The organism is Spiroplasma endosymbiont of Seladonia tumulorum, assembly GCF_964020235.1.
Classification (GTDB): domain Bacteria; phylum Bacillota_I; class Bacilli_A; order Mycoplasmatales; family Mycoplasmataceae; genus Spiroplasma.
This window is the reverse complement of the sequence record NZ_OZ026545.1, coordinates 1,026,164-1,049,289: the sequence shown is the minus strand read 5'-3', so window position 1 is coordinate 1,049,289 and position 23,126 is coordinate 1,026,164. Positions and strand designations below refer to the sequence as shown.

Genomic DNA, 23,126 nt, shown 5'->3' with positions numbered 1-23,126 from the left:
GGAGATATAATGATGAAATCAGAAAATGATGGATATGATTATGATGGTAAAATTCGTGATATTGATATTGCTGATGAAATAAAAAATGGCTTTTTAGATTATGCAATGTCAGTTATTGTTTCACGTGCAATTCCTGATGTTCGTGATGGATTAAAACCAGTTCATCGCCGTATTATTTATGCAATGTGAGATTTAAAAATGACTTACGATAAACAACATAAGAAATCAGCTCGAATTGTTGGTGAAGTAATTGGGAAATATCATCCCCATGGTGATACTGCTGTTTATGAAGCAATGGTTCGGATGGCACAAGATTTTTCTTATCGTTATCCTTTAATTGATGGGCATGGAAATTTTGGTTCAATGGATGGTGATGCTCCAGCGGCAATGCGATATACGGAAGCAAAAATGAGTAAAATTGCTGGTGAACTAATCAAAGATATTGAAAAAGAAACAACAATTTTTATTGACAATTATGATGGCAGTGAAGAAGAACCGACTTTTTTACCAGGATATTTTCCAAATTTATTAGTTAATGGTGCTAGTGGAATTGCTGTTGGAATGGCAACTAATATTCCACCTCATAATTTGAATGAAGTAATTGATGGTGTTATTGCGGTAACAAAAAATTCTGAAATAACAACTGTTGAATTAATGAAAATTATTAAAGGACCTGATTTTCCAACGGGAGCATTAATTACGGCTGGAAACGGCTTAATTAAAGCTTATGAAACAGGAAATGGAGCAATTACAATTCGTTCAAAAATTGATATTGAAGAAAATAATAATAAAAGAAGAATTATTGTGTCAGAGATTCCATATCAAATTAATAAAGCAAAATTGTTGGAACGAATTGCAGAATTAATTCGCGACAAAATTATTAATGGAATTAGTGATCTTCGTGATGAATCAAACATGGAGGGGGTTCGTATTGTTTTAGAATTAAAACGTGATGCTCAAGAAAATGTTATTTTAAATAAGTTATATAAATTAACACCACTTCAAACTAATTTTTCGTTAAATATTTTAGCATTATACAAAAACCAACCAAGAGTAATGGGTTTAAAACAAATTTTAAAATATTTTATTGAACATCAAATTGATATTATTATTAAACGTAGTCAGTTTGAATTAAAGAAAAATCGTAATCGTTTAATCATTTTAGAAGGATTAAAAATTGCGCTTGATAATATTGATGAAGTAATTACAATTATTAAACAATCACAAACAACACAGATTGCATCAAATGCTTTAATTAATAAATTTAATTTGGTAGTTGAACAAGCACGAGCAATTTTAGAAATGCGCTTACAAAGATTAACTGGATTAGAAATTGAAAAAATTATTAATGAAATTAAAGATATTAAAGTAGCAATAACTGAATTAGAAGAGATTATTAATAATAGTGAAAAACAAATTGACATTATGATTACGGAATTAACAGAAATCAAGAAAAAATATGGTGATGATCGGCGTAGTCACATTATTAAGGAAGAGTTAACAGAAATTGATCCAGAAGAATTAATTCGCCGGGAAGACATTTTAATTATGTTAACACAAGATGGTTATGTTAAACGAGTAGCTGATGATACTTTTAAATTACAAAATCGTGGTGGAAAAGGGATTATTGGTTTAGCAAATATTGAAGATAGTTTAAAGAAAATTATTAGTGCTAATAGTATTGACTCATTATTAATTTTTTCAAATTTTGGAAAAGTGTATAAATTACGAGCTTATCAAATTGAAACATATTCACGACATGCACGGGGGTTACCAATTATTAATTTAATCGCAATTGATAAAACAGAAAGCATTCAAACAATTATTGCTATAGATGAGTCAATTTCAACAGAGGATAATTTATTTTTTGTGACAAAAAAAGGTCTTATTAAAAAAACAAAGATAAGTGAATTTAATCAAATTCGTCAAACAGGAAAAGTAGCAATTGAGTTAAAAGATAATGATGAATTAGTAAGCGTGATTATTACAAAAGGACATGATGATGTTATTATTGGAAATAATATTGGAAAAGTAATTCGATTTAATGAAGAAGAAATTAGACCAATGACACGACAATCAGTAGGGGTTAAAGGAATTGCTAACAATGCTGTTGGAGAAACCATTGGGGTGAGTTCAGGACGGTGACGGTCTGCGAAATATGTTTTATCAGTAACTGAGAATGGTTATGCGAAAAAAACAGTAATTGAAGATTATCGTTTGATAGGACGAAATACTAAGGGTGTTAAGTCAATGAACTTAACAGATAAAACAGGATATTTAAAATTTGTTCAAGCTGTAAGTGGTGATGAAGATATTTTAGTAGGAACAAAAAAAGGAAATATTATTCGTGTTTCGCTAGAACAAATTCCATTATTTGGCCGAACAACATCGGGTGTTAAAATTATGCGATTAGAACAGGATGATAAATTAGAAGTTATTGAAATTTTAAAAAAGAAAATTAACATTGAAGGAGAAAGATAAAAATGTTAGATCAGAAAAAAATTGTTGAAAATTTTGACGAAATAATGAAGAAATTAAATCGCCGTCATGATGATTTTTCATATTTACAAGATATTAAAAAATTATTAGTTCAACGTCGCGAATTAATTGTTAAATCAGAAAAATTAAAAGAAAAACGAAATCTTGAATCAAAAAAAGTTGGAACTTTAATAGCAGAAAAAAAAGACCAAGAAGTACAAACAATTAAAGAATTAATTAATACTATTAAACAAGAAATGGAAGTAATTGATGAACAACTAAATAAAGTTGAAGAAAAAATTAAAGCAATTTTAGAAGTTACGCCTAACGTTCCAGATGATTCAGTTCCTAGTGGGAAAGATGAAAACGATAATGTGGAAATTCGTAAATGAGGTAAAATTTCAAATCATAAGAAAGTAAAAGAACATTGAGAAGTAGCGACAGTATTAGACTTAATTGATTTTGATCGGGGAACTAAAATATCAGGTTCACGTTTTGTAGTATATAAAGGAATGGGAGCTAAATTAGAACGTGCTTTAATGAACTTTATGTTAGATGAACATGCAAAACGAGGTTATATTGAAATTGAACCACCAATTTTAGTACAACCACAAATTATGTATGGGACAGGAAACTTGCCAAAATTTAAAGAGGATTTATATTATATTGAAAAAGATAATTTATATTTAATTCCAACTGCAGAAGTACCAGTAACTAATTTATACCGTGAAGAAATTTTTAGGGAAGATCAGTTATCAATTTATCATACTGCTTATACACCATGTTTTCGTCAGGAAGCTGGTTCTGCTGGGCGTGATACAAAAGGAATTATTCGTTTACACCAGTTTAAAAAGGTTGAAATGGTTAAATTTACTACCGAAAAAGCTTCATTTGAAGAATTAGAAAAAATGGTATTAGATGCAGAAAATATTCTTCGATTATTGGAAATTCCATACCGTGTAATCTTGTTGTGTTCAGGTGATATGGGATTTTCTTCAACAAAAACATATGATGTAGAAGTATGAATGCCTGGTCAGAATAAATATCGGGAAATTTCGTCTTGTTCAAATTGTCTTGATTTTCAAGCACGTCGGATGAAATTACGTTATCGTGATGATAATAATGAAATAAAATATGTTCATACTTTAAATGGATCAGGTTTAGCAATTGATCGTTTAATTGCTGCCATTTTAGAAAATTATCAAAATGAAGATGGGACTATTACAATTCCAAAAAAATTGCAACCTTATTTTCAAGGTCAAACTGTTATTGTTTAAAATGTTTCACGTGAAACATTTCGGTTTTTAATAAAAAGGATATGGAAAATAAAATTCTATGCTATAATTATTTATGTCATTACAATAGTTACATTTGAAATTGGTCAGGACCGGAAGGCAGCAGCCATAAGACTAAGGACTATGTGTAATGACATTTTTTATGATAAGGGTGAATTTATGACAGATACTACATTAATTTTCAATAAATTATATAAGTTATCACAACGAGCATATAAGAAAAAACATGTTCCAATTTCTGCATTAGTTGTTGACCAAAATGGTAAAATTATTGCCATTGGATATAATAAAACAACAAAAAATTCAGTAACAACACACGCTGAGATTTATGCTTTAAATCAAGCATGTCGAAAAAAACGAACAAATAAAATTAGTGATTGTTCAATATGAGTTACTGTTGAACCATGTATGATGTGCCTAGGAGCAATAATTAATTCAGGAATTAAAGTTATTAATTATTATTTATCAAATGAAAAATATGGTTTTTTAAAGTCTAATCATACTTTTGATGTTTCAAAATTAAAAGTTCAACATGTTAGAAAACATAAGGAAAATATGATTTTAAAAGATTTAATAAAGAAATTTTTTGAACAATTAAGATAGAATATTTGTAATTAAAGGAGTAAAATAAAATTATTATAACAATAATATTGGACGGGAGCATAAAAAATGGATTATATTTCTTTATATCGTAAATATCGACCAAATAATTTTGATAAAATTGTTGGACAAATTGAAATTAGAAAAGCTTTAAAAAATGCAATTATAAATAATACATTTTCGCATGCATATTTATTTTCAGGACCACATGGGACAGGGAAAACTTCGATTGCAAAAATATTTGCAAAAGCAATTAATTGTATTAATTTAGATAAAGGGAATCCGTGTAATGAATGTGTCAGTTGTCAGGAAATAAACCGTGCTGGAGCAGTTGATGTATTTGAAATTGATGCTGCTTCAAATAATGGTGTTGATGAAATTCGAGAAATTAGAAATAACGTTCAGTTACTTCCTACAATGACAAAATATAAAGTTTATATTATTGATGAAATTCATATGTTAACTAATTCAGCTTTTAATGCATTATTAAAAACATTAGAAGAACCGCCACAACATGTTGTTTTTATTTTAGCAACAACTGAAAGTCATAAGATTCCTACAACAATTATTTCACGTTGTCAACAATATAATTTTCGTAAGATCTCAAAAGTTGAATTAGAAAATAATATTATTAATATTTTAAAAAAAGAGGAAATTAAATATGATTTGGCTGCAATTAAAGAAATTGCTCTTTTGGCTGATGGTAGTGCTCGCGATTCATTAAGTATTTTAGAACAAGTAATTATGTTTTCTGATCGAAATGTTACCTTAGAAAATGTAAATATTATTTTTGCAACAGTTTCAAAAACTATTAAATTAAAATTATTAAAAGATATTTTAGAATATAAAACAACAGAAGTTTTAATGGCTAGTAAAAAAATTTATCAAGCAGGTTCTGATTTTGAAATTTTAACATTAAATTTATTAGATATTTTAAAAGAAATTTTTGAGTTTAAACAAACGAATAATTCAATTTTTTTAAATTTATTATCAGAAGAACAAGCAAAAGAATTTGCTGAACAATTAAGTTCAAAAGAATTAATTATGTTACTTGATTTGTTTACTGAAGCAGCAAGCAAAATGCGAAATAGTAAAACACAAGAAATGTATTTTGAATTAATTTTATTAAAAGCTTTAGCAATCTTTGAAAATAATACTAAGAATTTACAGAATTTAAAATTAAGTGATTTAGTGATTTTAGAGCATACAGAGGAAAGAAAAATTAATCATGATAAAATAGAACAAATTTCTAAAAATATAGAAATAATAGAAAATAATTATGAAAAAGATCAAGTGATACCATTAAAAAACAATGATGAAATAATTCATTTAAAAGAACCGAAATTACCTAATAACCAACCATTATTTCATAATTTTTCATTATTTAATGATAAAGAACCTAATGATAGTTCTTTTAGTAACATAGAACCACAACAAGATAAAATAATAGTAGATAAAAATGATCTTCAAACTAATTTTGAACAAACAAAGGAAAAAGAAAGTTTTCAGTCAATTGGATCAGAGCAAATTTCTTATGGAAAAGAATTAGAAGGCATAACTGACTTACAAAAATATCGTGACGATATGAAAAAAAAAGTTAATATCTATGAATTTTCTAATATTAATTATTCTAATAATCAAATTTTTAATATTTTAATTAAAGCTAGTAAAGAAGAGCGAGAAAAATTTAAAAATAAATTTATGGAATTAATTAACGAAAAAGGTAAAATAGTTCAATTAGATAAATTAATTAGTTTCTATGATGTTAAATATGCGGCTGCATCAGAACAAGGACTGATTATTGTAACTAATACAAAACCAGAAGCAAATTGAATTAGTTTTGAAATGTGTGATTGAGAATTTCGCAATAAGATTTTCCAAGCATTTGATTTTGATTTTATTATTATTGCCTTAAGTGAAACTGAGTGAACTAGTGTTCGCAATGATTATGTTAAAATTAGACAAGCAAATAAATTACCAAAACCAACATTAATTGATGTTGAAGAGTTTTACCAAAATTTATTAGTTAAACAAATTGATAACTATGAAGAACATAAAGATGTTCTTGAAACAGGTAAACAAATTTTTGATAACATTAAGATAGTAGAATAATTGATTGGAGATTTGAAATGAACTATGAAGAATTAATTATGGAATTAAAAACTATTTTAGGTGTTGGTAAAAAGACTGCGGAAAGGATTTTTAATAAATTAATTATTAAACCATCATTATTGGAATCATTAGAGCATATTTTTAATGAAATCAAAAATAATTATCATCAATGCTCAATTTGTTCAACATTAATGCAAAATAATGTTTGTTTGTTTTGCCATAATAATTTACGTGAACAAACAAAGCTTTGTGTTGTTAGCAATTTTTTTGATATTATAAAAATTGAAGCAACAAAAGTTTTTAATGGAGTTTATCATGTTTTAAATGGTGAAATTAATGTAAAAAATGGCATTACACCAGATAAATTGACTTTTTCTGCGTTAGAATCCCGAATGAATGATAAAATTATAAAAGAAGTGATTATTGCTGTTGGTGCTACTTTTGAAGGAGAAGTAACAGCTCAATACTTAAAAACATTTTTGCAACCTTTTAATATAAAAATATCACGTTTAGCCCAAGGGATACCAATTGGTGGTTCCTTAGATTATATTGATGAGGTAACATTAAAACAAGCTTTAGAGGGACGTAAAGATGTTTAAGAACAGGGAGTGTAATGATGCTATTTATAACATTAGAAGGAATTGATGGTTCTGGGAAAACAACGATTTCAAAATTATTAAAAGAAAAATTACGGTCAGAAGGATATCAAGTTGTTTTAACACGAGAACCAGGGGGCAATGAAATTGCTGAGCAAATTAGAAATGTTATTTTAAGTAAACATAATTTAGGAATGGACCCATGAACAGAAGCTTTATTATATATTGCTGCTCGTAGGCAACATGTTGTTGAAGATATTTTACCGGCGTTAAAACGAGAAGAAATTGTAATTTGTGATCGTTTTATGGATTCTACTTCAGCATATCAAGGATATGCTCGTGGATTAGGAATTCGAACATTAGATGAAGTACAATCCATTGTTTTGGGCACAACAAAGCCAGATTTAACTCTTTTTTTTGATATTGAACCAACAATGGCAAGTGAAAGAATGAAAGTTCGAAATGAGGTTGAAATGAACCGTCTTGATTTAGAAAAAAATTCGTTTCATAAGAAGGTATATGAAGGATATCAAGTTTTAATTAGTGAAAATGCAGATCGCATTAAAGTTATTGATGCTAGTAAACCAGTGAATGAAGTATTAGAACAAGTATATTATTATGTTGATGAAATTATTCAAAAAATAAAGGACAAAGAAAATGGATAATTTATTTACAAAAAATGATGTTGAGAAAATGACACTATTTAAAAATTTAATTTTAAAAAATAATTTATCAAATCAACTTTTGATTTCTTGCAATAATAAAGTTAAATTAGAAAAATTTACAACAGAAGTTATTAAATTTTTATTGTGTTTTAAAAAACAAGGAGCAGATTGTGAATGTGATATTTGTCACCGCATTAATAATAAAACTTATTATGATTTAAAAATTAAAAGTGATTTTGAAACAACAATCAAAAAAGAAGCAATTCAAGAAATTATTCAAACCTTTAATTATTCTGCGTTAGAACAAACAGGAATAAAAGTATATGTTATTAATGGTATTGATTTATTAACATTAGAAGCGGCTAATTCATTATTAAAATTTTTAGAAGAGCCTAGTAAAAATACATACGCTTTTTTGTTAACAACTAATAAAACAAATGTTATTGATACTATTAAATCACGTTGTTTAAATATTATTTTAGAAAATACAACTGATTTATTAGAAGTTGATGATTTTAAAAATGAATTTATTTCTACCTTTTTTAACAATTTTGCAAGTAACTCGACAAATAACTTTATTCATATTCGCCAGTTAAATAATTATGATAGTGTTGAATGCCGCCAATTTTTTTTAGCAATTGCTAATGTTTTAAAAAAGAAAGAATGAGAAAAATATCAAATTACAAATCAAGATTTAATTCAAAAATTAAATCATAAAAATAGCAAGTTAATTGAAATTTGTTATACTATTGCCAATTTATTATTGGAAAATTTAAATAAAGAATTAATTTTAGAAAAGGGATTGATTGATTGATATAACGAGGTGTAAAGTGAAAGTTTTAAATGATTTATTAGATTATGAGGGAATTAAAATTAACCAACGAACTGATATGTTTAATTTTTCATTGGATACAGTCCTACTGGCTCGTTTTGCAACATTAAATACAAAAATAAAAAATATTTTAGATATTGGTACTAATAATGCGGCAATTCCGTTAATTTTATCAACTTTAACTTCAGCACCAATTACTGGCATTGAATTGCAAAAAGAAGCTGTACAATTAGCAGAGGAAAATGTTGCATTAAATTATAAAATTGAACAGATTAAAATTATTCATAATGATATTAATGAATATGTTAAAACTAATGCTAATGTTAAATATGATTTAATTGTCTGCAATCCGCCGTTTTTTAAAGTTGATGGAGCAAAATTAAATGAAAAAAATAAATTATTAATTCCAGCACGCCATGAAACAGATGTCACATTAGAAGAGATTATTTTTGCTGCTAAGAAATTAGTTGCAAATCGAGGGTATTTTGCGATTATTCATCGTACAACAAGATTATTAGAAATTACTGCATTATTAATTAAGTATGGTTTTAATATTAAGCGACTACAATTTATTCATCCTTTTGTAGAAAGTGAAGCAAATAATGTTTTAATTGAAGCTCGTTTTCAAAGTGGGGCAGGCCTTATTGTTGAAAAACCAATCATTGTTCATAATAAGAATTATCATTATACAGAACAAGTTTTAAAATTATTTCGAAAATAGGTGATAGAAATGGAAACTAAACTTTTAAAACAGAATGAAAAATATGTTATCGGGGTGTCTGGTGGTCCGGATAGTATGTTTTTACTTGACAATATTTATAATAATTCAGAGTTAGATATTAATAATTTCATTGTATGTTTGGTAAATTATCAGAAGCGAAAAGATAGTGATTATGATGAACAAATTGTTGTTGAATATTGCCAAAAACGAAATATTAAGGTCTATGTAAAAAAGTGACAGTGAAAGACTATGAACAGTATCAGACTAATTCTCATAATTTTCAAGCAGTTGCTCGTAGCATACGATATGATTTTTTTTTACAAATTAGTGAAAAATATTGTTGCCAGGGTGTTTTAATTGCCCATAATTTGACTGATCATATTGAAACATATATTTTGCAAAAACAACGAAATGGGATTGTTGAATATTATGGTCTAAATAAAACTAGTTATTATTATTCTCAATTGTTTAACAAAAAACTAAAAATATTGCGGATTATGTTAGAAATATCAAGAGAAGAAATTATTGAATATTTATTTCATCAGCAAATTAATTATGCAATTGATTCAACTAATATCTTAGCGATTTATAATCGAAATATTATTCGTAATGAAATTCAGGATATTAATTTACAAGATATGTTATTAGAAATTGAGGAAAAAAATAAGGAAAATGAACAATTAAAGTTAGTTGCAAAAAATTATTTGATTGAAAATTTTGGGCAAATTAATGTTACTAATTTTAATGCTCTTAATAATATTCAATTGCAAAAAATTATTATTTTTAATTATTTTAAAATTAATAAGGTTGTTTATTTAATTAGGAATAAAAAAAGAAAGTTTTTAGATGAAATAATTAAGGAATTAAAAAGTTTAAAACCAAATATTATTCTTAAAATTAATTCAAGATATTCTTTAATTAAATCATATGATAATGTTGAAATTGTTAATAATGAACTTTTAGAATTAACAACAATTCAAATAACACCAACAACTGGATTACCAATAAAATGAAAAGAAAATATTATTAATTGGGGAACTAAAAATAAGTATGATTTTATGATAGCAGCAGCACAATGACCAATCACAATTACCAACGATTTATCTTTGCTAAGAAATGTAATGATTAATAAGATGCGTTTAAATCGTTGATTTATCAAAAATAAAATATCGCTTTTAGCACGAAAAAGTTATTTTGTATTAGATAAGGATAATAACCTTATTTATGCGAATAATTTAGTTGATTTAAAAATTAATAAATTTATTAATAATACTTTAGCGGAAAAATACAATTTATTTTTTTTTATGATAAAATAGTCTAGAATTGGGTCATTGTTTCAAATGACCGAAAAAAATTAATTTTAAAAGTCTTAATAGAGAGGAAATAGTTATGAATAAAAAAAGAATGTGATTTGCAATTATAAGTTCGTTAATTTTTATTGGTTTGATTATTTTAACAATTGTATTATGAACAAAATCAGATATTACCAAAATTAGCGAAGGAGATATGCAAAAAATTGGTAATACTCAAAAGTATAACAATCAAAATATTGATGAAATTACTATTAAGGCTAATGTTGGTAAAAATACTGTAGTTATGGAAGGAGTAATTCGATATTATGAGGGTGGTGTTATCAAAACTGTTCGCTATAGTTCGGAATGAAACCGTGAAGGTTTTAGAGCTTATACTTACAAGGACGAAATACCAACAAATACATGAGATCAAAATTTTAAAAATAAATTAAAAGGTGGTCTTGTTTCAGTTGACCGTGAGTTTGTTCCAATGTGACAAGCGATGTTAATACAATTAGTACCATGATTATTAATAATGGGAATCGCTGTCTTTATGATTGCTCGTTTATCAAAAATGTCTGGTGGAATGTCAGGTGCTAATCCCTTTTCAATGGGAAAAAATAAAGCACGTCAAATTCAATCCACTGTTAAATTTTCTGATGTTGCAGGAATTAATGAAGAAAAAACAGAGTTAGTTGAGTTAGTTGATTATTTAAAGAATCCACAGAAATATTCAAGTATGGGTGCTCGTGCTCCAAAAGGAGTTCTAATGGAAGGACCACCAGGTACAGGAAAAACTTTATTAGCAAAAGCTGTTGCTGGAGAAGCTGGTGTTCCATTCTTTTCAATTTCAGGTTCTGAATTTGAAGAAATGTTTGTTGGAGTTGGTGCTTCAAGAATTCGTGAAATGTTTATTGCAGCTAAAAAAGCTGCACCATGTATCATTTTTATTGATGAAATTGATGCTGTTGGTCGAAAAAGAACTGTTTCAATTGGGAGTGGTGCTAATGAACAAACATTGAACCAGTTATTAGTTGAAATGGATGGTTTTGGAACTAATACGGGAGTTATTGTTATGGCAGCAACAAACCGAGTTGATGTATTAGACTCTGCCTTATTAAGACCGGGGCGTTTTGACCGCCAAATTCAAATTTCATTACCAGATATTAATGAACGAGAAGCAATTTTAAAATTACATGCTCGAAATAAAGCAGTTTCAACAGAGGTTGATTTTAGACGAATCGCGGAAAGAACGCCAGGATTTTCTGGAGCTCAATTAGAGAATGTTTTAAATGAAGCAGCAATTTTATGTGTTCGTAAGAATTTAAAAATTATTACTGTTAATATTATTGATGAAGCGATTGATCGTGTTGTTGGGGGACCAGCAAAAGAATCACGTAAATATTCAGTAATGGATAAAGATATTGTTTCTTATCATGAAGCTGGTCATGCTCTAATTGGTTTACGTTTAGAAGCAGCTAGCAAAGTTCAAAAAGTTACTATTATTCCGCGTGGACAAGCAGGTGGTTATACAATTATGACACCAAAAGAAGAAACAATGTTTCATAGTAAAGAGAACTTATATGCGACAATTACTGGTTATTTAGGTGGGCGTGCATCAGAAGAGATTATTTTTGGAAAAACAAAAATAACAACAGGAGCACATGATGATTTAGAAAAAGCAACTAATATTGCACGTCATATGGTTACTGAATATGGAATGAGTTCTTTAGGATTAGTTCAATTTGAATCACCAAAAGATGAATATACTGGAACAAGAAAACGTTATTCAGAAGATATTGCGGCTAAAATTGATACTGAAGTTCGTAAAATTTTAGATGATTGTTATGTAACAGCAAAAGCATTAATTTCTGAAAATCGTAGTTTATTAGATTTAATTGCTGAAAGTTTAAAAATATTAGAAACAATTACGGCAGAACAAATTGAATATATTGATAAATATCATAAATTACCTGATGAAGTAATTCAAGAAAAAGAACGTGCAGCAAAGCAAAAAGAAAAAGAAGCAAAAGGTGAAATTTTAGAAGTTAAACCAAAAGAACGAAAAAAAGATCACCCAGAAGATGAAAAAAATAATGATCCAAATAAGAAGTAGACTAATTAAGTCTACTTTTTGTTTTACTTTTAACGATGATTATACTATAATTGCAAAGGAAAGAAATTTATAAAGGAGTTTAAAGGAATGGACAAAGTAACGAAAGCAATTAGTAATGTTCATAATGTTAAAATGACAGTTGTTGATGCAACTAAATCATTAAACGATATTATTAAATTACATGCAACTAATCCGCTTGCAACAATTGTGTTGTCAAGAGTTGTTCTAGCCACTATTTTAATTGGTAGTGATATGAAAAATGCAACTGATAAAATGACAAGTATTATTAATGGAAATGGTCCAATTGGAACGATTATGGCAGAATATACTGGTCATAAAGTACGAGGATTTTGTGCTAATCCACAATTTGATGTTGATGAAATTGATCGTGAACATAATGTTATTTCCCAAGTAGTTGGTACAAATGGTTATTTACGCGTAATGAAAGATTTAAAAATGAAAGAAAGTTTCTCAGGTCAAATTCAATTAATTTCTGGTGAAATTAATTTAGATTTTACTTATTATTTAGCACAAAGTGAACAAATTAAATCAGTTATTGCATGTTCAATTAAAATGAATGAAGATAATACAATTGCAAAAGCAGTTGGTTTTTTCGCACAGTTGTTATTAGAACAAAAAGAAGAAGATATTGACTATTTAGAAGAAAAAATTGAAAATCTAGAAAACATTAGTCATAAATTAATTGCTGAAGATAATTTAATTAATATTTTTAAACTCATTGATCAAAAAGCTAAAGTGTTAGAAGTTGATGAAGTTAAATTTGAATGTAGTTGCTCATACGAAAAAGCTTTAGAATCAGCAAAATTATTAGGTGATGAGCAACTTAATGAAATTTTAATAAATAATGGTGAAATTGAAATTGCATGTGATTTTTGCCGCAAAAAATATCATATTAGAGCAAGTGATTTAAAAAGTTTACTTAAAGAATAAGGGCAAGATATCTTAAATAAGTTGATAAAATTATAATAATTTTGTTATGATATTATTATGATAAAAAATAATTGTAAAATGTATTTTAGTATTTAAAGGGGAGGCACAACACAAGATGGCTGAAATTAAAGATGTACCTAGTACAGACCAAACAAAACCACATGGGAAAGAAGCTAAAGCAAAAAAACCAAATGACAAGGAACCAAAAGAAAAAGTTGATTATACTGCCGTTAAAGAATTTAAACAAAAGTTAAAAGAGCAAAAGAAACAAACAAAGTTATATTCAAAATGAATTCTAAAAGGGGAAATTATTTCAACAACAAATAGTAAACCAGATACAAGTAAATATGTAATTGAACTAGTTAATGTGAAAAAATCATATATTACTGGGGAAGTTGAAACACCAGTTTTAAAAGGAATTAATTTAAAATTAGAAAAAGGAGACTTTATTGTTATTCTAGGTCCTTCTGGATCAGGAAAAACAACATTACTAAACATTATTTCAGGTTTAGATAAAGTTTCAAGTGGTGATGTTTTTGTTATTGGCTATAACTTATCGTTATTAAAAGATGTTGATTTAACAAAATTTAGACGAGATAATGTTGGTTTTATTTTCCAACAATATAATTTATTAACTAATTTAACTGCCAAAGAAAATGCTGAAGTTGGGGAAAATTTAAGTAAAAACAAAAATAAGGATATGACAATTAAAGATATTTTTGAGACAATTGGAATGGAAGAACAAATGAACAAATATCCTCACCAAATGTCAGGGGGACAACAACAACGGGTTTCAATTGCTAGAGCATTAGCAAAAAATCCAGATATCTTATTTGGTGATGAACCAACAGGAGCTTTAGATGAAGAAATGGGTCGAAAAGTACTTGAAATTTTAGTTGATGTTAATAAAAAATATAAAACAACGGTTATTATTGTTACGCATAACCCAAATATTGCTGATATTGCTAATACAGTTATTTATGTTCGTAATGGATTAATTGACCAAATTAAGAAAAATACGCATCCAAAGAAACCAAGTGAAATTGATTGATCTTAATTTTTAAAACGCTATTATGTGTTTTACATTTATTTATTAATATTATTAGAAATATTTTTTAAAATAATAAAATAATTTTAGAATATCTTTAATAAATTATTGAAATTTGTTACAATTAAAAAGAAGCTATCGTTTAACTATTTACTTACAAGTAATATTTATTAAGCAATATTTTTGTAAGGAGGAAATTCAGATGACAGATTGTAGGTTATCTTGCCATGCTTGTCAATGTTCATGTTCAGGTACAAACAGTGACCATAAATGTTTTGAATGTGATTGCAACAAACCACATGGCCGAAAATAATATTTTGTTTCTCATTTTTGAGAAACTTTTTTTGTAATATCATATATGAACTATAATAAGGAATAATTAGCCTTAAAAATAGTTTTTTTATTGAATTTATTGTTATTTTTGATTAAGATTTATCTAATGACTGTTAATTAAAGAAGGAATTAGAAAAATGAGAATTGGAAATATTGAAATCAAAGGGCAAGTTTTTTTAGCACCAATGGCCGGAATTACGAATGAAGCATTCCGAATTATTTGTCATGAATTAGGAGCAGGATTGGTTTATGCTGAAATGGTTAGTAATAAAGCAATTTTACAAAAAAAATGAACGAACTTTACAAATGATTAAGGTAAATAAATTAGAACATCCAATTTCAATGCAAATTTTTGGAACAGATATGGAAACTTTTGCTGCTGCAGCAAAATATGTTGATCAACATAGTGATTGTGATATTATTGATATTAATATGGGTTGTCCTGCACCAAAAATTGCAATTAAGTCACAAGCAGGGTCATATTTATTAAAACATCCTCAACGCGTTTATAAAGTTGTTAAGGCAGTGGTTGAAAATGTTTCTAAACCAGTAACTGTTAAAATTCGAATTGGCTGAGATGAAGAGAATATTAATTGTGTTGAAATTGCAAAATATTGTGAACAAGCAGGAGCACAAGCAATTGCAGTTCATGCTCGAACACGAAATCAATTTTATTCTGGAAAAGCTGATTGAAATTGAATTAGGAAAGTAAAAGAAAATGTTGCAATTCCAGTAATTGGGAATGGTGATGTTTTTTCTTGTGAAGATGCAAAACTAATGTTAAAAGAGACTGGTTGTGATGCAATTATGTTAGCACGAGGAGCACAAGGCAATCCATGAGTATTTAAACAGATTCAACATTTTTTAGATACTGGTGTGAAAAAATTGAGCAACAGCCATTAGATGAATGGCGGAATATTATTTTCCGCCATACAGAATTATTATCAAATTTAAAGGGAGAACGAATTGCAGCGAGTGAAATGCGGAAAAATTTAGCCTTTTATTTTAAAGGAAAGCCAGAAGCTACTAATTATAAAATTCAGGCAACGCAAATAAATACAATATTTGAGTTAAAAATGCTTGTTAATGAATATATTGCCTATTATAATAGTAATATTAGTGTTGCTAAATAGTAAAAAGGAGAATTAAAATGGAGAAACGTAATTTTACAGAACAAGAGCAAATTAGACGTGATAAATTAAAAAAAATGGTTAACGATGGGCATAATCCTTTTGTAATTGCCAAGTTTGACCGAACACATACAAGTAAAGAACTTAATGAACAATTTAATCATTTATCAAAAGAGGAATTAGCCACAAATAGTGATAATATAATAGTTAAAATTGCGGGTCGAATTAAAACATTTCGCGAAGCAGGAAAAGCTAGTTTTGTAACGTTACAAGATCAAAATGGAATTTTTCAAATTTATGTTCGAAATGATGAAGTTGGTGATGAAAAATATCAAGAATTTATTAATTTTGATTTAGGAGATATTATCGGAATTACTGGAATAATGATGAAAACAAACACTGGGGAATTAACAGTGCGAGTTAAAGAATTTGTTTTATTAGCAAAAGCATTGCGTACATTACCTGACAAATATCATGGAATGACTGATATTGAAGAAAAATATCGTCGTCGTTATGTTGATTTAATTACATCAGCGGAAACAAAATATATTTTTATTAAGCGTAGTAAGATTATTGCTTTAATGCGAGATTTTTTTAATAGTAAGGGATATTTAGAAGTTGAAACACCTGTTTTACAGCCTATTCATGGTGGCGCAGCGGCAAAACCATTTATAACTCATCATAATACATTAGATATGAATTTTTATCTACGAGTAGCAACAGAATTACCTCTAAAACGGTTAATTGTTGGTGGCTTTGAGGGAGTTTATGAAATAGGACGATTATTTAGAAATGAAGGAATGGATACACGCCATAATCCAGAGTTTACAACAGTTGAAATTTATGTTGCATATCAAGATATGAATTTTATGATGCAATTAACAGAGGATACTATCTGTTACATTGCAAAAAACATTACAAAGTGGATCACTTTAAATGAAGATGAAACAAAATACGATGGAGTAATGATTTCATTCAAACAGCCATGAAAACGTTGACATATGGTTGATGCAATTAAAGAGTTAGTGAGAATTGATTTTTGAAAACCAATGACTTTTGCTGAAGCAAAGAAAATTGCAAAAGAAAAAAAACTACCAATTGAAAAATTTCATACTTCTGTTGGACATATTATTAATTTGTTTTTTGAAGAATTTGTGGAAGATAAATTAATTCAACCAACATTTATTTATGGTCATCCCGTTGAAGTTTCTCCATTGGCAAAAACAAATGCAGAAGATCCAAGATTTACTGATCGATTTGAATTATTTATTAAAGGGCGTGAATATGCAAATGCTTATTCAGAATTAAACAATCCAGTTGAACAATATGAGCGTTTTGTTAGTCAATTAGCAGAACGTGATAATGGTAATGATGAAGCACAAGAATTAGATATTGATTTTATTGAAGCATTGGAATATGGAATGCCACCAACAGGTGGTTTAGGAATTGGAATTGATCGCCTAGTTATGTTATTAACAGGACAAGATTCAATTAAAGATGTATTATTATTTCCCCACATGCGACCAAGAGGAAAATAGGTGATTGTATGGCATTTGGTATTGAAATTGGTTATAGTTTTCAATTTTAACATTACGTGAAACAGTAGAAGCAATTAGTTTAATTAAACGTGAATTAGTTCGTCGTTTTATTATTCAATTTAATTTATTAAAAGTTGATGCACCTTTAATTACTACAGAAGAAAAAGGGTTTAATGATGATTTTCGAATGACAGAACGGCCAATTGATTTTGATATTTTACCAACTAATTTGGTTGGTGAAATATTACAGTCACACAATAAATGGCGGCGAAATGCAATTAAACAATATGAATTGTTAGAAAACGAAGGAATTTTAACAACGGCAATGGTTTTGCGTCGTGATATTAAGTAATCAAATAGCCAAGCAGTAAGTTTTAGCGAAATTGGATTTGATTTATTATTAGAAGAAAAAGACATTACATTATTAAAAATTAAGCAAACAATTGATAAAGCAACTAATATTGTTAGTGAAGTAGAAGACATTTTATTATTAAAATTTCCGCAATTAAATAAGAAATTTAAGAAAAAAATAAATTGAACAAGTCAAATTGAATTACAAAAAGCAATGCGATTATTAAGTTATCAAGAACGCTTGAATCGCTATACAAGAGAAAATGGTGCTACAATCCTCTATGGTTTAAAAAATAGTATTACTAATAATACGATCGAAATTAGTGAATCGCAAGATGTTTTTAATTGGGAACTCTATGCGAAAATTTTTGTTTATGATTTTGTGTTAGAAAAAGCTATTTGTATTGGTTATTGTGCTGCTACTGTTAATTGTGATGTTTTAAAAAGTCAATTAGCAGTAACAAAAGAAACAAGTAAATTAAGAACAGAATATGATGCAAAAGTAGCAACAAATGACTTACCAGTGACACTTTCGTTCGGACTTTTTAAGTCACAATTAGATTTATTTTTATTAGAAAAACAACATATTGGTGAAGTTATTGCTTCGGTTTGAAGTGATGATTTTTTAGAATATGTTAAGAAAAATGGAATTGAAATTTTATAAATGAAAAATTATACGGTAATTATTGTGGCAGCTGGGAAGCCATCACGTTTTAATCAGAAGGACAATAAGTTGCTATATCAACTTGATAATAAACAAACTATTATTGAACAAACATTAATGTTATTTTTAAGTGATCCACTTTGTACAGAAATTATTGTTGGTGTTAATGAAAAAATTTTAACTTTTTTATTGAAAAAATTACCAAGCAAAAAATATCCAATTTATTATGGGAGGCATAGAACGAGTTAATACGATTTATCAATGTTTAATTAATCATAAAATTAGTAATGAAATTATAATGATTCATGATGGTGTGCGTTGTTTTACTAGTTTAACTTTTATTAATCAATTAAATCAAGTTTTTCAACAAAAAAATTATGAAGTGCTAATTCCAATTTTACCAATTACTGAAACCCTTAAAAAGGTTAAAAATAATTTTATTGAAAAAACATTACCTCGAGAAGAATATTTTGCAATTCAGACGCCACAAGTTTTTAAAGCAAGATTATTATATCAAGTTTATGACAGATATTTTCAAACTAAAAATAGAACAATAATTTATGATGATAGTTATTTAGTAGAGTTATTTTCACCAGAAACAAAAATTCATACAATTTATGGTGAAAAACAAAACATTAAATTAACTTATGTTGATGATTTAAAATTATTAAAATTATTAAAATAACGCTTACAATTAAAGAAAATATAAGGTATAATAATTGGCGAGTTAATAATGCTTGAATTATAATTATTAGCTCCTTGTCCGAATAGGACCTAGACCAAAAGGAGGAAAATAAAATGCGTAAATATGAAATTATGTATATATTAAATCCCGAAGCAACTAATTTGGATGAATTAGAAAGTAAATTACACCAAATTTTAGAAGCTACTGGGGGAAAAATAGAAGAACACGGAAAATGAGGAATTAAAGATTTAGTATATCCAATTAATAAGAAAACAAAAGGATATTATGGAGTATTAATTGTTAATACAACATCAGAAAACATTGATGAATTTGTTCGAATTAGTCATATTGAACAAGATGTATTACGAATTTTAGTAATTAATACAGAAAAAGAAAAAGGATATATTCAATCAACTGTTTATGCAAAAACAGAAGTTAAGAATGATAAACCAGACCGTGATCGTAGACCAGGGAATAAAAAAACTGATTATAAACGTCATGAACAACGTTCAGAAGGTGAAGAAGCAAAATCAGAAAATGCACCAACTGAAACAAAAGAATAAAAAATTAGGAGTGTGCAAGAGTTATGTTAAATCGAGTTTCATTAGTAGGCAGACTAACCCGTGATTTAGAATTAAAAAATTCTGTTAATGGTAAACCATTTGTTGCTTTTACATTAGCAGTAAATAATAACTTTAATAACCAAGCTTCGTTTATTCCTTGCTTTGCTTGGAATAAAACGGCAGAAAATATGGCCCGTTATTTAAAAAAAGGATCATTAATTGCATTAGATGGACGTTTACAAACGAGAAGTGATAATGTTAATGGTCAAGTTACAACAATTGTTCAAGTAATTGCTGATATGGTTTCTTTTTTAGATTCAAAAGGTGCTAGTGCTGCTACTAACATTGGTGGTCCATCAATGTCAATTGCTAATGATTTTTCTAACGCAACTTTTGAACAACCAGAACCACAAGATGGTAATAATATTACTTTTGATGGCGATGATGCAATTTTATGAGATTAAAAAGAAAGGAAAAAGAAAATGAATCCAAAATTTAAACGTTTTAAAAAACAATGTTATTTTACAAAAAATAAAATAACATACATTGATTATAAAGATATTGAATTATTAAAAAAATTTATTTCTGGTAATGGGCAAATTTTGCCAAAACGAGTAACAGGAACAACTGCTAAAAATCAAAGAATGTTAGCAACAGCAATTAAAAGAGCTCGTCAAATGGCTTTATTACCATTTGTTATTGATTAAAAAATACTTACTTTTGTGAGTATTTTTTCTTTTTCGTGTAGAATTAATATGATATATATCATAGGCAGTAAAAAAGTTAAGGGATGACATTATGAAACAAAATCCACGATTTATTAATGTTTTCAGAACAGAGGCAAAAGAAAAAATAGCAAAAAATTGACTACAAATAATTAAGTATATGCTAATTTGCTTTGTGCCTTTTTTGTATGGTTTTATTTGTTGCTGAGCTTTTTGAAACCCATTAACAAAAATTGGTAATATTCCTATGGCATCTGTTACAAATAATAAATTTTATATTAATGGGAGTGTTGCATATAAACGGGTATTATTTAATTTATTTAAAAACAAGAAACTTTTTTCTTTTATAAAAACATAATAACACAAAAAAATAAAAATACAAAAAATAATTTCATATTTTAACATACTAAAAAATAGTTTAAAAACTAAAATTAAATTATTTTAAATTAACTAAAATTAAATCTCATAATTTTTAAATCCAAAATATTTTTAAATGTTGAAAATGAAAATGTTTTATTCCCATATCCCAAACAAGATTTTACAACTCTTGAAACATCACTTTCAGCAAATACGCCAATATTTCACTCTTTCATAAAATTTTGATTTAAAATACCATTTTTTAAATTAATAAAATACCTTAATTTAATTCTTTCATAATGCTATAATTAAATAGCAAGTAATGTTGCGAGTTATTCTAGGTTCTACTTGCAAGTTTAAATAAAGAAAAGAAACCTTGCCAGTCAATAGTCTGTGCAATACTATAAAATAAAAAAAGAGATATATTTAGAGTGCACCCATTTTAGTAAGTACTAATAAAAAAGTATTTACTATTTTTTTAATTATATCTTTTTCTTTACGATTTGAATATCATGTATTTCATTTTATAACATCTTGTAAATATTCTTCATGTGAATTATATATTTTATTATGGATTGTAGCTTTCTTAAGTAATGAATGAAAACTTTCTATAACAATATTATCTGCACAGTGGTAATTTTTTCCCATTGAAATTGTAATACCGTTAGATAAACATTTATCGTGATAAATAGTGGATGTATATTGATATCCGTGATCTGAGTGAATTATTATTCCATTCAGATCTTTTTTTATTAATTTTATTTTATTAATTGCATCATTTAAATTATCCATTACTAATTTATTGTCATTATATTTAGATCACTTTACATCAACTATTTCTTTAGTATACCCATCAATAATTGTTGATTGATAATATCTTTCTCCTTTTCAAATTAAATATGTTACATCAGTATATAGTACTGAAAACCTTGTTTTTATATCATTGAATTTACGATTAATTAAATCAGGATATTGCAATAAGCTTTTTTCTTTATTCTGTTTATATTTCATTTTTCTTCTCATTTTTCTTACATATTCAGGTTGTATTTGATTATCACGCATAATTCTTAAAACTTTTTTTGAATTATATTTTATACCATAATCTTCCTTTAAATATTTAGTAATTTTTCGATAACCAAATTGTTTTAAATTTTCTTCATAGACTTTTACAATATCATTTATTGCTTTTTTATCTTTTTTTGCTACTGTCATAATTTTTATATTTATCTCAATAACTACGTTTTAACCCTGTTACTTCTAGTAATAATTTTATTGAATATTCACAAAAATTTTGTTTAATAAAAGAGACAATTCTTAGTTTGCTTAATTGTAAAAGTCATGGAGCTTTTTTAATAATTCATACCTTGTTTTATAATATTCTAAATTTCTTTTGGCAAAAGAAATTTTAGGTCCTTTAGGATTGTTTAATTTTCCTTTTTTATGATTTGCTCATCAAGATTCTACTGTATTTACATTTATATTATATTGTTTTGCTACTATTCAACAACTTTTTTGTTTAATTTCCTCAATGATTTTTGTTCTAAATTCTGATGTATATTTGTTATATTTTTGTCCTTTTTTTGCCATATAAAAATGCACCCCCTATAAAAATTTAGCAAAATCTTTTTTTATTTTACTTACTTTTTGGGGCGCACTCTATATAATTATCTCTTTTTTTTATTTTATAGTATTGCACAGACTATTGACTGGCAAGGTTTCTTTTCTTTATTTAAACTTGCAAGTAGAACCTAGAATAACTCGCAACATTACTTGCTATTTAATTATAGCATTATGAAAGAATTAAATTAAGGTATTTTATTAATTTAAAAAATGGTATTTTAAATCAAAATTTTATGAAAGAGTGAAATATTGGCGTATTTGCTGAAAGTGATGTTTCAAGAGTTGTAAAATCTTGTTTGGGATATGGGAATAAAACATTTTCATTTTCAACATTTAAAAATATTTTGGATTTAAAAATTATGAGATTTAATTTTAGTTAATTTAAAATAATTTAATTTTAGTTTTTAAACTATTTTTTAGTATGTTAAAATATAAAATTATTTTTTGTATTTTT

Annotated in this window: 26 protein-coding genes, 1 other RNA gene and 1 pseudogene; 25 read left to right on the top strand and 3 right to left on the bottom strand. The window is 26.9% G+C overall.

What is annotated here, in order from left to right:
* Positions 1-12 precede the first annotated feature (12 nt).
* The 24 genes and pseudogenes from gyrA (at position 13) to AACL22_RS06550 (ending at position 21,053) form a co-directional block, all read left to right on the top strand.
* Positions 13-2,481 carry a DNA gyrase subunit A gene (gyrA, locus tag AACL22_RS06675; RefSeq protein ID WP_422397502.1) on the top strand — a complete coding sequence of 823 codons (2,469 nt, stop codon included), beginning with the start codon at positions 13-15 and terminating at the stop codon, positions 2,479-2,481.
* 2 nt (positions 2,482-2,483) lie between these two features.
* Positions 2,484-3,755, top strand: coding sequence for a serine--tRNA ligase (gene serS / locus AACL22_RS06670; RefSeq protein WP_338990568.1), 1,272 nt, complete (start codon positions 2,484-2,486; stop codon positions 3,753-3,755).
* A 70-nt stretch (positions 3,756-3,825) separates the two neighbouring features.
* Positions 3,826-3,916: signal recognition particle sRNA small type (ffs, locus tag AACL22_RS06665), an RNA gene on the top strand.
* 16 nt (positions 3,917-3,932) lie between these two features.
* Entirely contained in the window at positions 3,933-4,376 is a 444-nt protein-coding gene (locus tag AACL22_RS06660; protein WP_338990565.1) for a deaminase, read from the top strand.
* Positions 4,377-4,442: 66 nt separating this feature from the next.
* Positions 4,443-6,485 carry a DNA polymerase III subunit gamma/tau gene (gene dnaX / locus AACL22_RS06655; RefSeq protein ID WP_338990564.1) on the top strand — a complete coding sequence of 681 codons (2,043 nt, stop codon included), beginning with the start codon at positions 4,443-4,445 and terminating at the stop codon, positions 6,483-6,485.
* Between the two features lie 17 nt (positions 6,486-6,502).
* The gene (recR, locus tag AACL22_RS06650; protein WP_338990561.1) at positions 6,503-7,084 is read left to right on the top strand and encodes a recombination mediator RecR; all 582 of its coding nucleotides are present in this window, start codon (positions 6,503-6,505) and stop codon (positions 7,082-7,084) included.
* 17 nt (positions 7,085-7,101) lie between these two features.
* Entirely contained in the window at positions 7,102-7,746 is a 645-nt protein-coding gene (tmk, locus tag AACL22_RS06645; RefSeq protein ID WP_422397501.1) for a dTMP kinase, read from the top strand.
* The gene (locus AACL22_RS06640) at positions 7,739-8,575 is read left to right on the top strand and encodes a DNA polymerase III subunit delta' (protein WP_338990557.1); all 837 of its coding nucleotides are present in this window, start codon (positions 7,739-7,741) and stop codon (positions 8,573-8,575) included. The genes tmk and AACL22_RS06640 overlap by 8 nt, the downstream gene beginning before the upstream one ends.
* 1 nt (position 8,576) lies before the next feature.
* Complete coding sequence (locus AACL22_RS06635) at positions 8,577-9,299, top strand: tRNA1(Val) (adenine(37)-N6)-methyltransferase (protein ID WP_338990555.1); 723 nt, start codon at positions 8,577-8,579, stop codon at positions 9,297-9,299.
* Between the two features lie 9 nt (positions 9,300-9,308).
* Entirely contained in the window at positions 9,309-9,656 is a 348-nt protein-coding gene (locus AACL22_RS06630) for an ATP-binding protein (protein ID WP_338990552.1), read from the top strand.
* Positions 9,539-10,615: a tRNA lysidine(34) synthetase gene (locus AACL22_RS06625; protein WP_338990550.1), complete on the top strand. Its 1,077-nt coding sequence runs from the start codon at positions 9,539-9,541 to the stop codon at positions 10,613-10,615. Before AACL22_RS06630 ends, AACL22_RS06625 begins: the two co-directional genes overlap by 118 nt.
* Before the next feature lie 73 nt (positions 10,616-10,688).
* Positions 10,689-12,707, top strand: coding sequence for an ATP-dependent zinc metalloprotease FtsH (gene ftsH / locus AACL22_RS06620; protein ID WP_338990548.1), 2,019 nt, complete (start codon positions 10,689-10,691; stop codon positions 12,705-12,707).
* Positions 12,708-12,794: 87 nt separating this feature from the next.
* Complete coding sequence (locus AACL22_RS06615) at positions 12,795-13,658, top strand: Hsp33 family molecular chaperone HslO (protein ID WP_338990546.1); 864 nt, start codon at positions 12,795-12,797, stop codon at positions 13,656-13,658.
* Between the two features lie 115 nt (positions 13,659-13,773).
* Complete coding sequence (locus tag AACL22_RS06610; protein WP_338990545.1) at positions 13,774-14,715, top strand: ABC transporter ATP-binding protein; 942 nt, start codon at positions 13,774-13,776, stop codon at positions 14,713-14,715.
* A 461-nt stretch (positions 14,716-15,176) separates the two neighbouring features.
* A pseudogene (gene dusB / locus AACL22_RS06600) lies at positions 15,177-16,172 on the top strand (tRNA dihydrouridine synthase DusB).
* A gap of 17 nt (positions 16,173-16,189) precedes the next feature.
* The gene (gene lysS / locus AACL22_RS06590) at positions 16,190-17,707 is read left to right on the top strand and encodes a lysine--tRNA ligase (RefSeq protein WP_338990536.1); all 1,518 of its coding nucleotides are present in this window, start codon (positions 16,190-16,192) and stop codon (positions 17,705-17,707) included.
* 43 nt (positions 17,708-17,750) lie between these two features.
* A complete protein-coding gene (locus AACL22_RS06585; protein WP_338993026.1) occupies positions 17,751-18,059 on the top strand; it encodes a hypothetical protein in 309 nt (102 codons plus the stop codon).
* A gap of 213 nt (positions 18,060-18,272) precedes the next feature.
* Positions 18,273-18,722 carry a hypothetical protein gene (locus AACL22_RS06580; protein ID WP_338990533.1) on the top strand — a complete coding sequence of 150 codons (450 nt, stop codon included), beginning with the start codon at positions 18,273-18,275 and terminating at the stop codon, positions 18,720-18,722.
* On the top strand, positions 18,723-18,971 hold the full coding sequence (locus tag AACL22_RS06575) for a 2-C-methyl-D-erythritol 4-phosphate cytidylyltransferase (RefSeq protein WP_338990531.1): 249 nt from the start codon (positions 18,723-18,725) through the stop codon (positions 18,969-18,971).
* A complete protein-coding gene (locus AACL22_RS06570; protein WP_338990528.1) occupies positions 18,949-19,407 on the top strand; it encodes a 2-C-methyl-D-erythritol 4-phosphate cytidylyltransferase in 459 nt (152 codons plus the stop codon). Before AACL22_RS06575 ends, AACL22_RS06570 begins: the two co-directional genes overlap by 23 nt.
* 113 nt (positions 19,408-19,520) lie before the next feature.
* On the top strand, positions 19,521-19,970 hold the full coding sequence (rpsF, locus tag AACL22_RS06565; RefSeq protein WP_338990525.1) for a 30S ribosomal protein S6: 450 nt from the start codon (positions 19,521-19,523) through the stop codon (positions 19,968-19,970).
* 23 nt (positions 19,971-19,993) lie between these two features.
* Entirely contained in the window at positions 19,994-20,434 is a 441-nt protein-coding gene (locus AACL22_RS06560) for a single-stranded DNA-binding protein (RefSeq protein ID WP_338990514.1), read from the top strand.
* Positions 20,435-20,452: 18 nt separating this feature from the next.
* Entirely contained in the window at positions 20,453-20,677 is a 225-nt protein-coding gene (gene rpsR / locus AACL22_RS06555; protein WP_114564870.1) for a 30S ribosomal protein S18, read from the top strand.
* Between the two features lie 91 nt (positions 20,678-20,768).
* Positions 20,769-21,053 (top strand): hypothetical protein, encoded by a 285-nt coding sequence (locus AACL22_RS06550; RefSeq protein ID WP_338990515.1) that lies wholly within the window; start codon positions 20,769-20,771, stop codon positions 21,051-21,053.
* An 88-nt stretch (positions 21,054-21,141) separates the two neighbouring features.
* On the opposite strand, the gene AACL22_RS06545 is transcribed toward AACL22_RS06550, so the two are convergent.
* The 3 genes from AACL22_RS06545 to AACL22_RS06535 form a co-directional block, all read right to left on the bottom strand.
* Positions 21,142-21,288: a hypothetical protein gene (locus AACL22_RS06545; RefSeq protein ID WP_338990516.1), complete on the bottom strand. Its 147-nt coding sequence runs from the start codon at positions 21,286-21,288 to the stop codon at positions 21,142-21,144.
* Positions 21,289-21,478: 190 nt separating this feature from the next.
* The gene (locus AACL22_RS06540; RefSeq protein ID WP_338990520.1) at positions 21,479-22,264 is read right to left on the bottom strand and encodes an IS3 family transposase; all 786 of its coding nucleotides are present in this window, start codon (positions 22,262-22,264) and stop codon (positions 21,479-21,481) included.
* A 111-nt stretch (positions 22,265-22,375) separates the two neighbouring features.
* The gene (locus AACL22_RS06535) at positions 22,376-22,639 is read right to left on the bottom strand and encodes a hypothetical protein (protein WP_338990518.1); all 264 of its coding nucleotides are present in this window, start codon (positions 22,637-22,639) and stop codon (positions 22,376-22,378) included.
* Between the two features lie 266 nt (positions 22,640-22,905).
* On the opposite strand from AACL22_RS06535, the gene AACL22_RS06530 reads away from it, so the two are divergent.
* The gene (locus AACL22_RS06530; RefSeq protein ID WP_338990516.1) at positions 22,906-23,052 is read left to right on the top strand and encodes a hypothetical protein; all 147 of its coding nucleotides are present in this window, start codon (positions 22,906-22,908) and stop codon (positions 23,050-23,052) included.
* Positions 23,053-23,126: the final 74 nt, after the last annotated feature.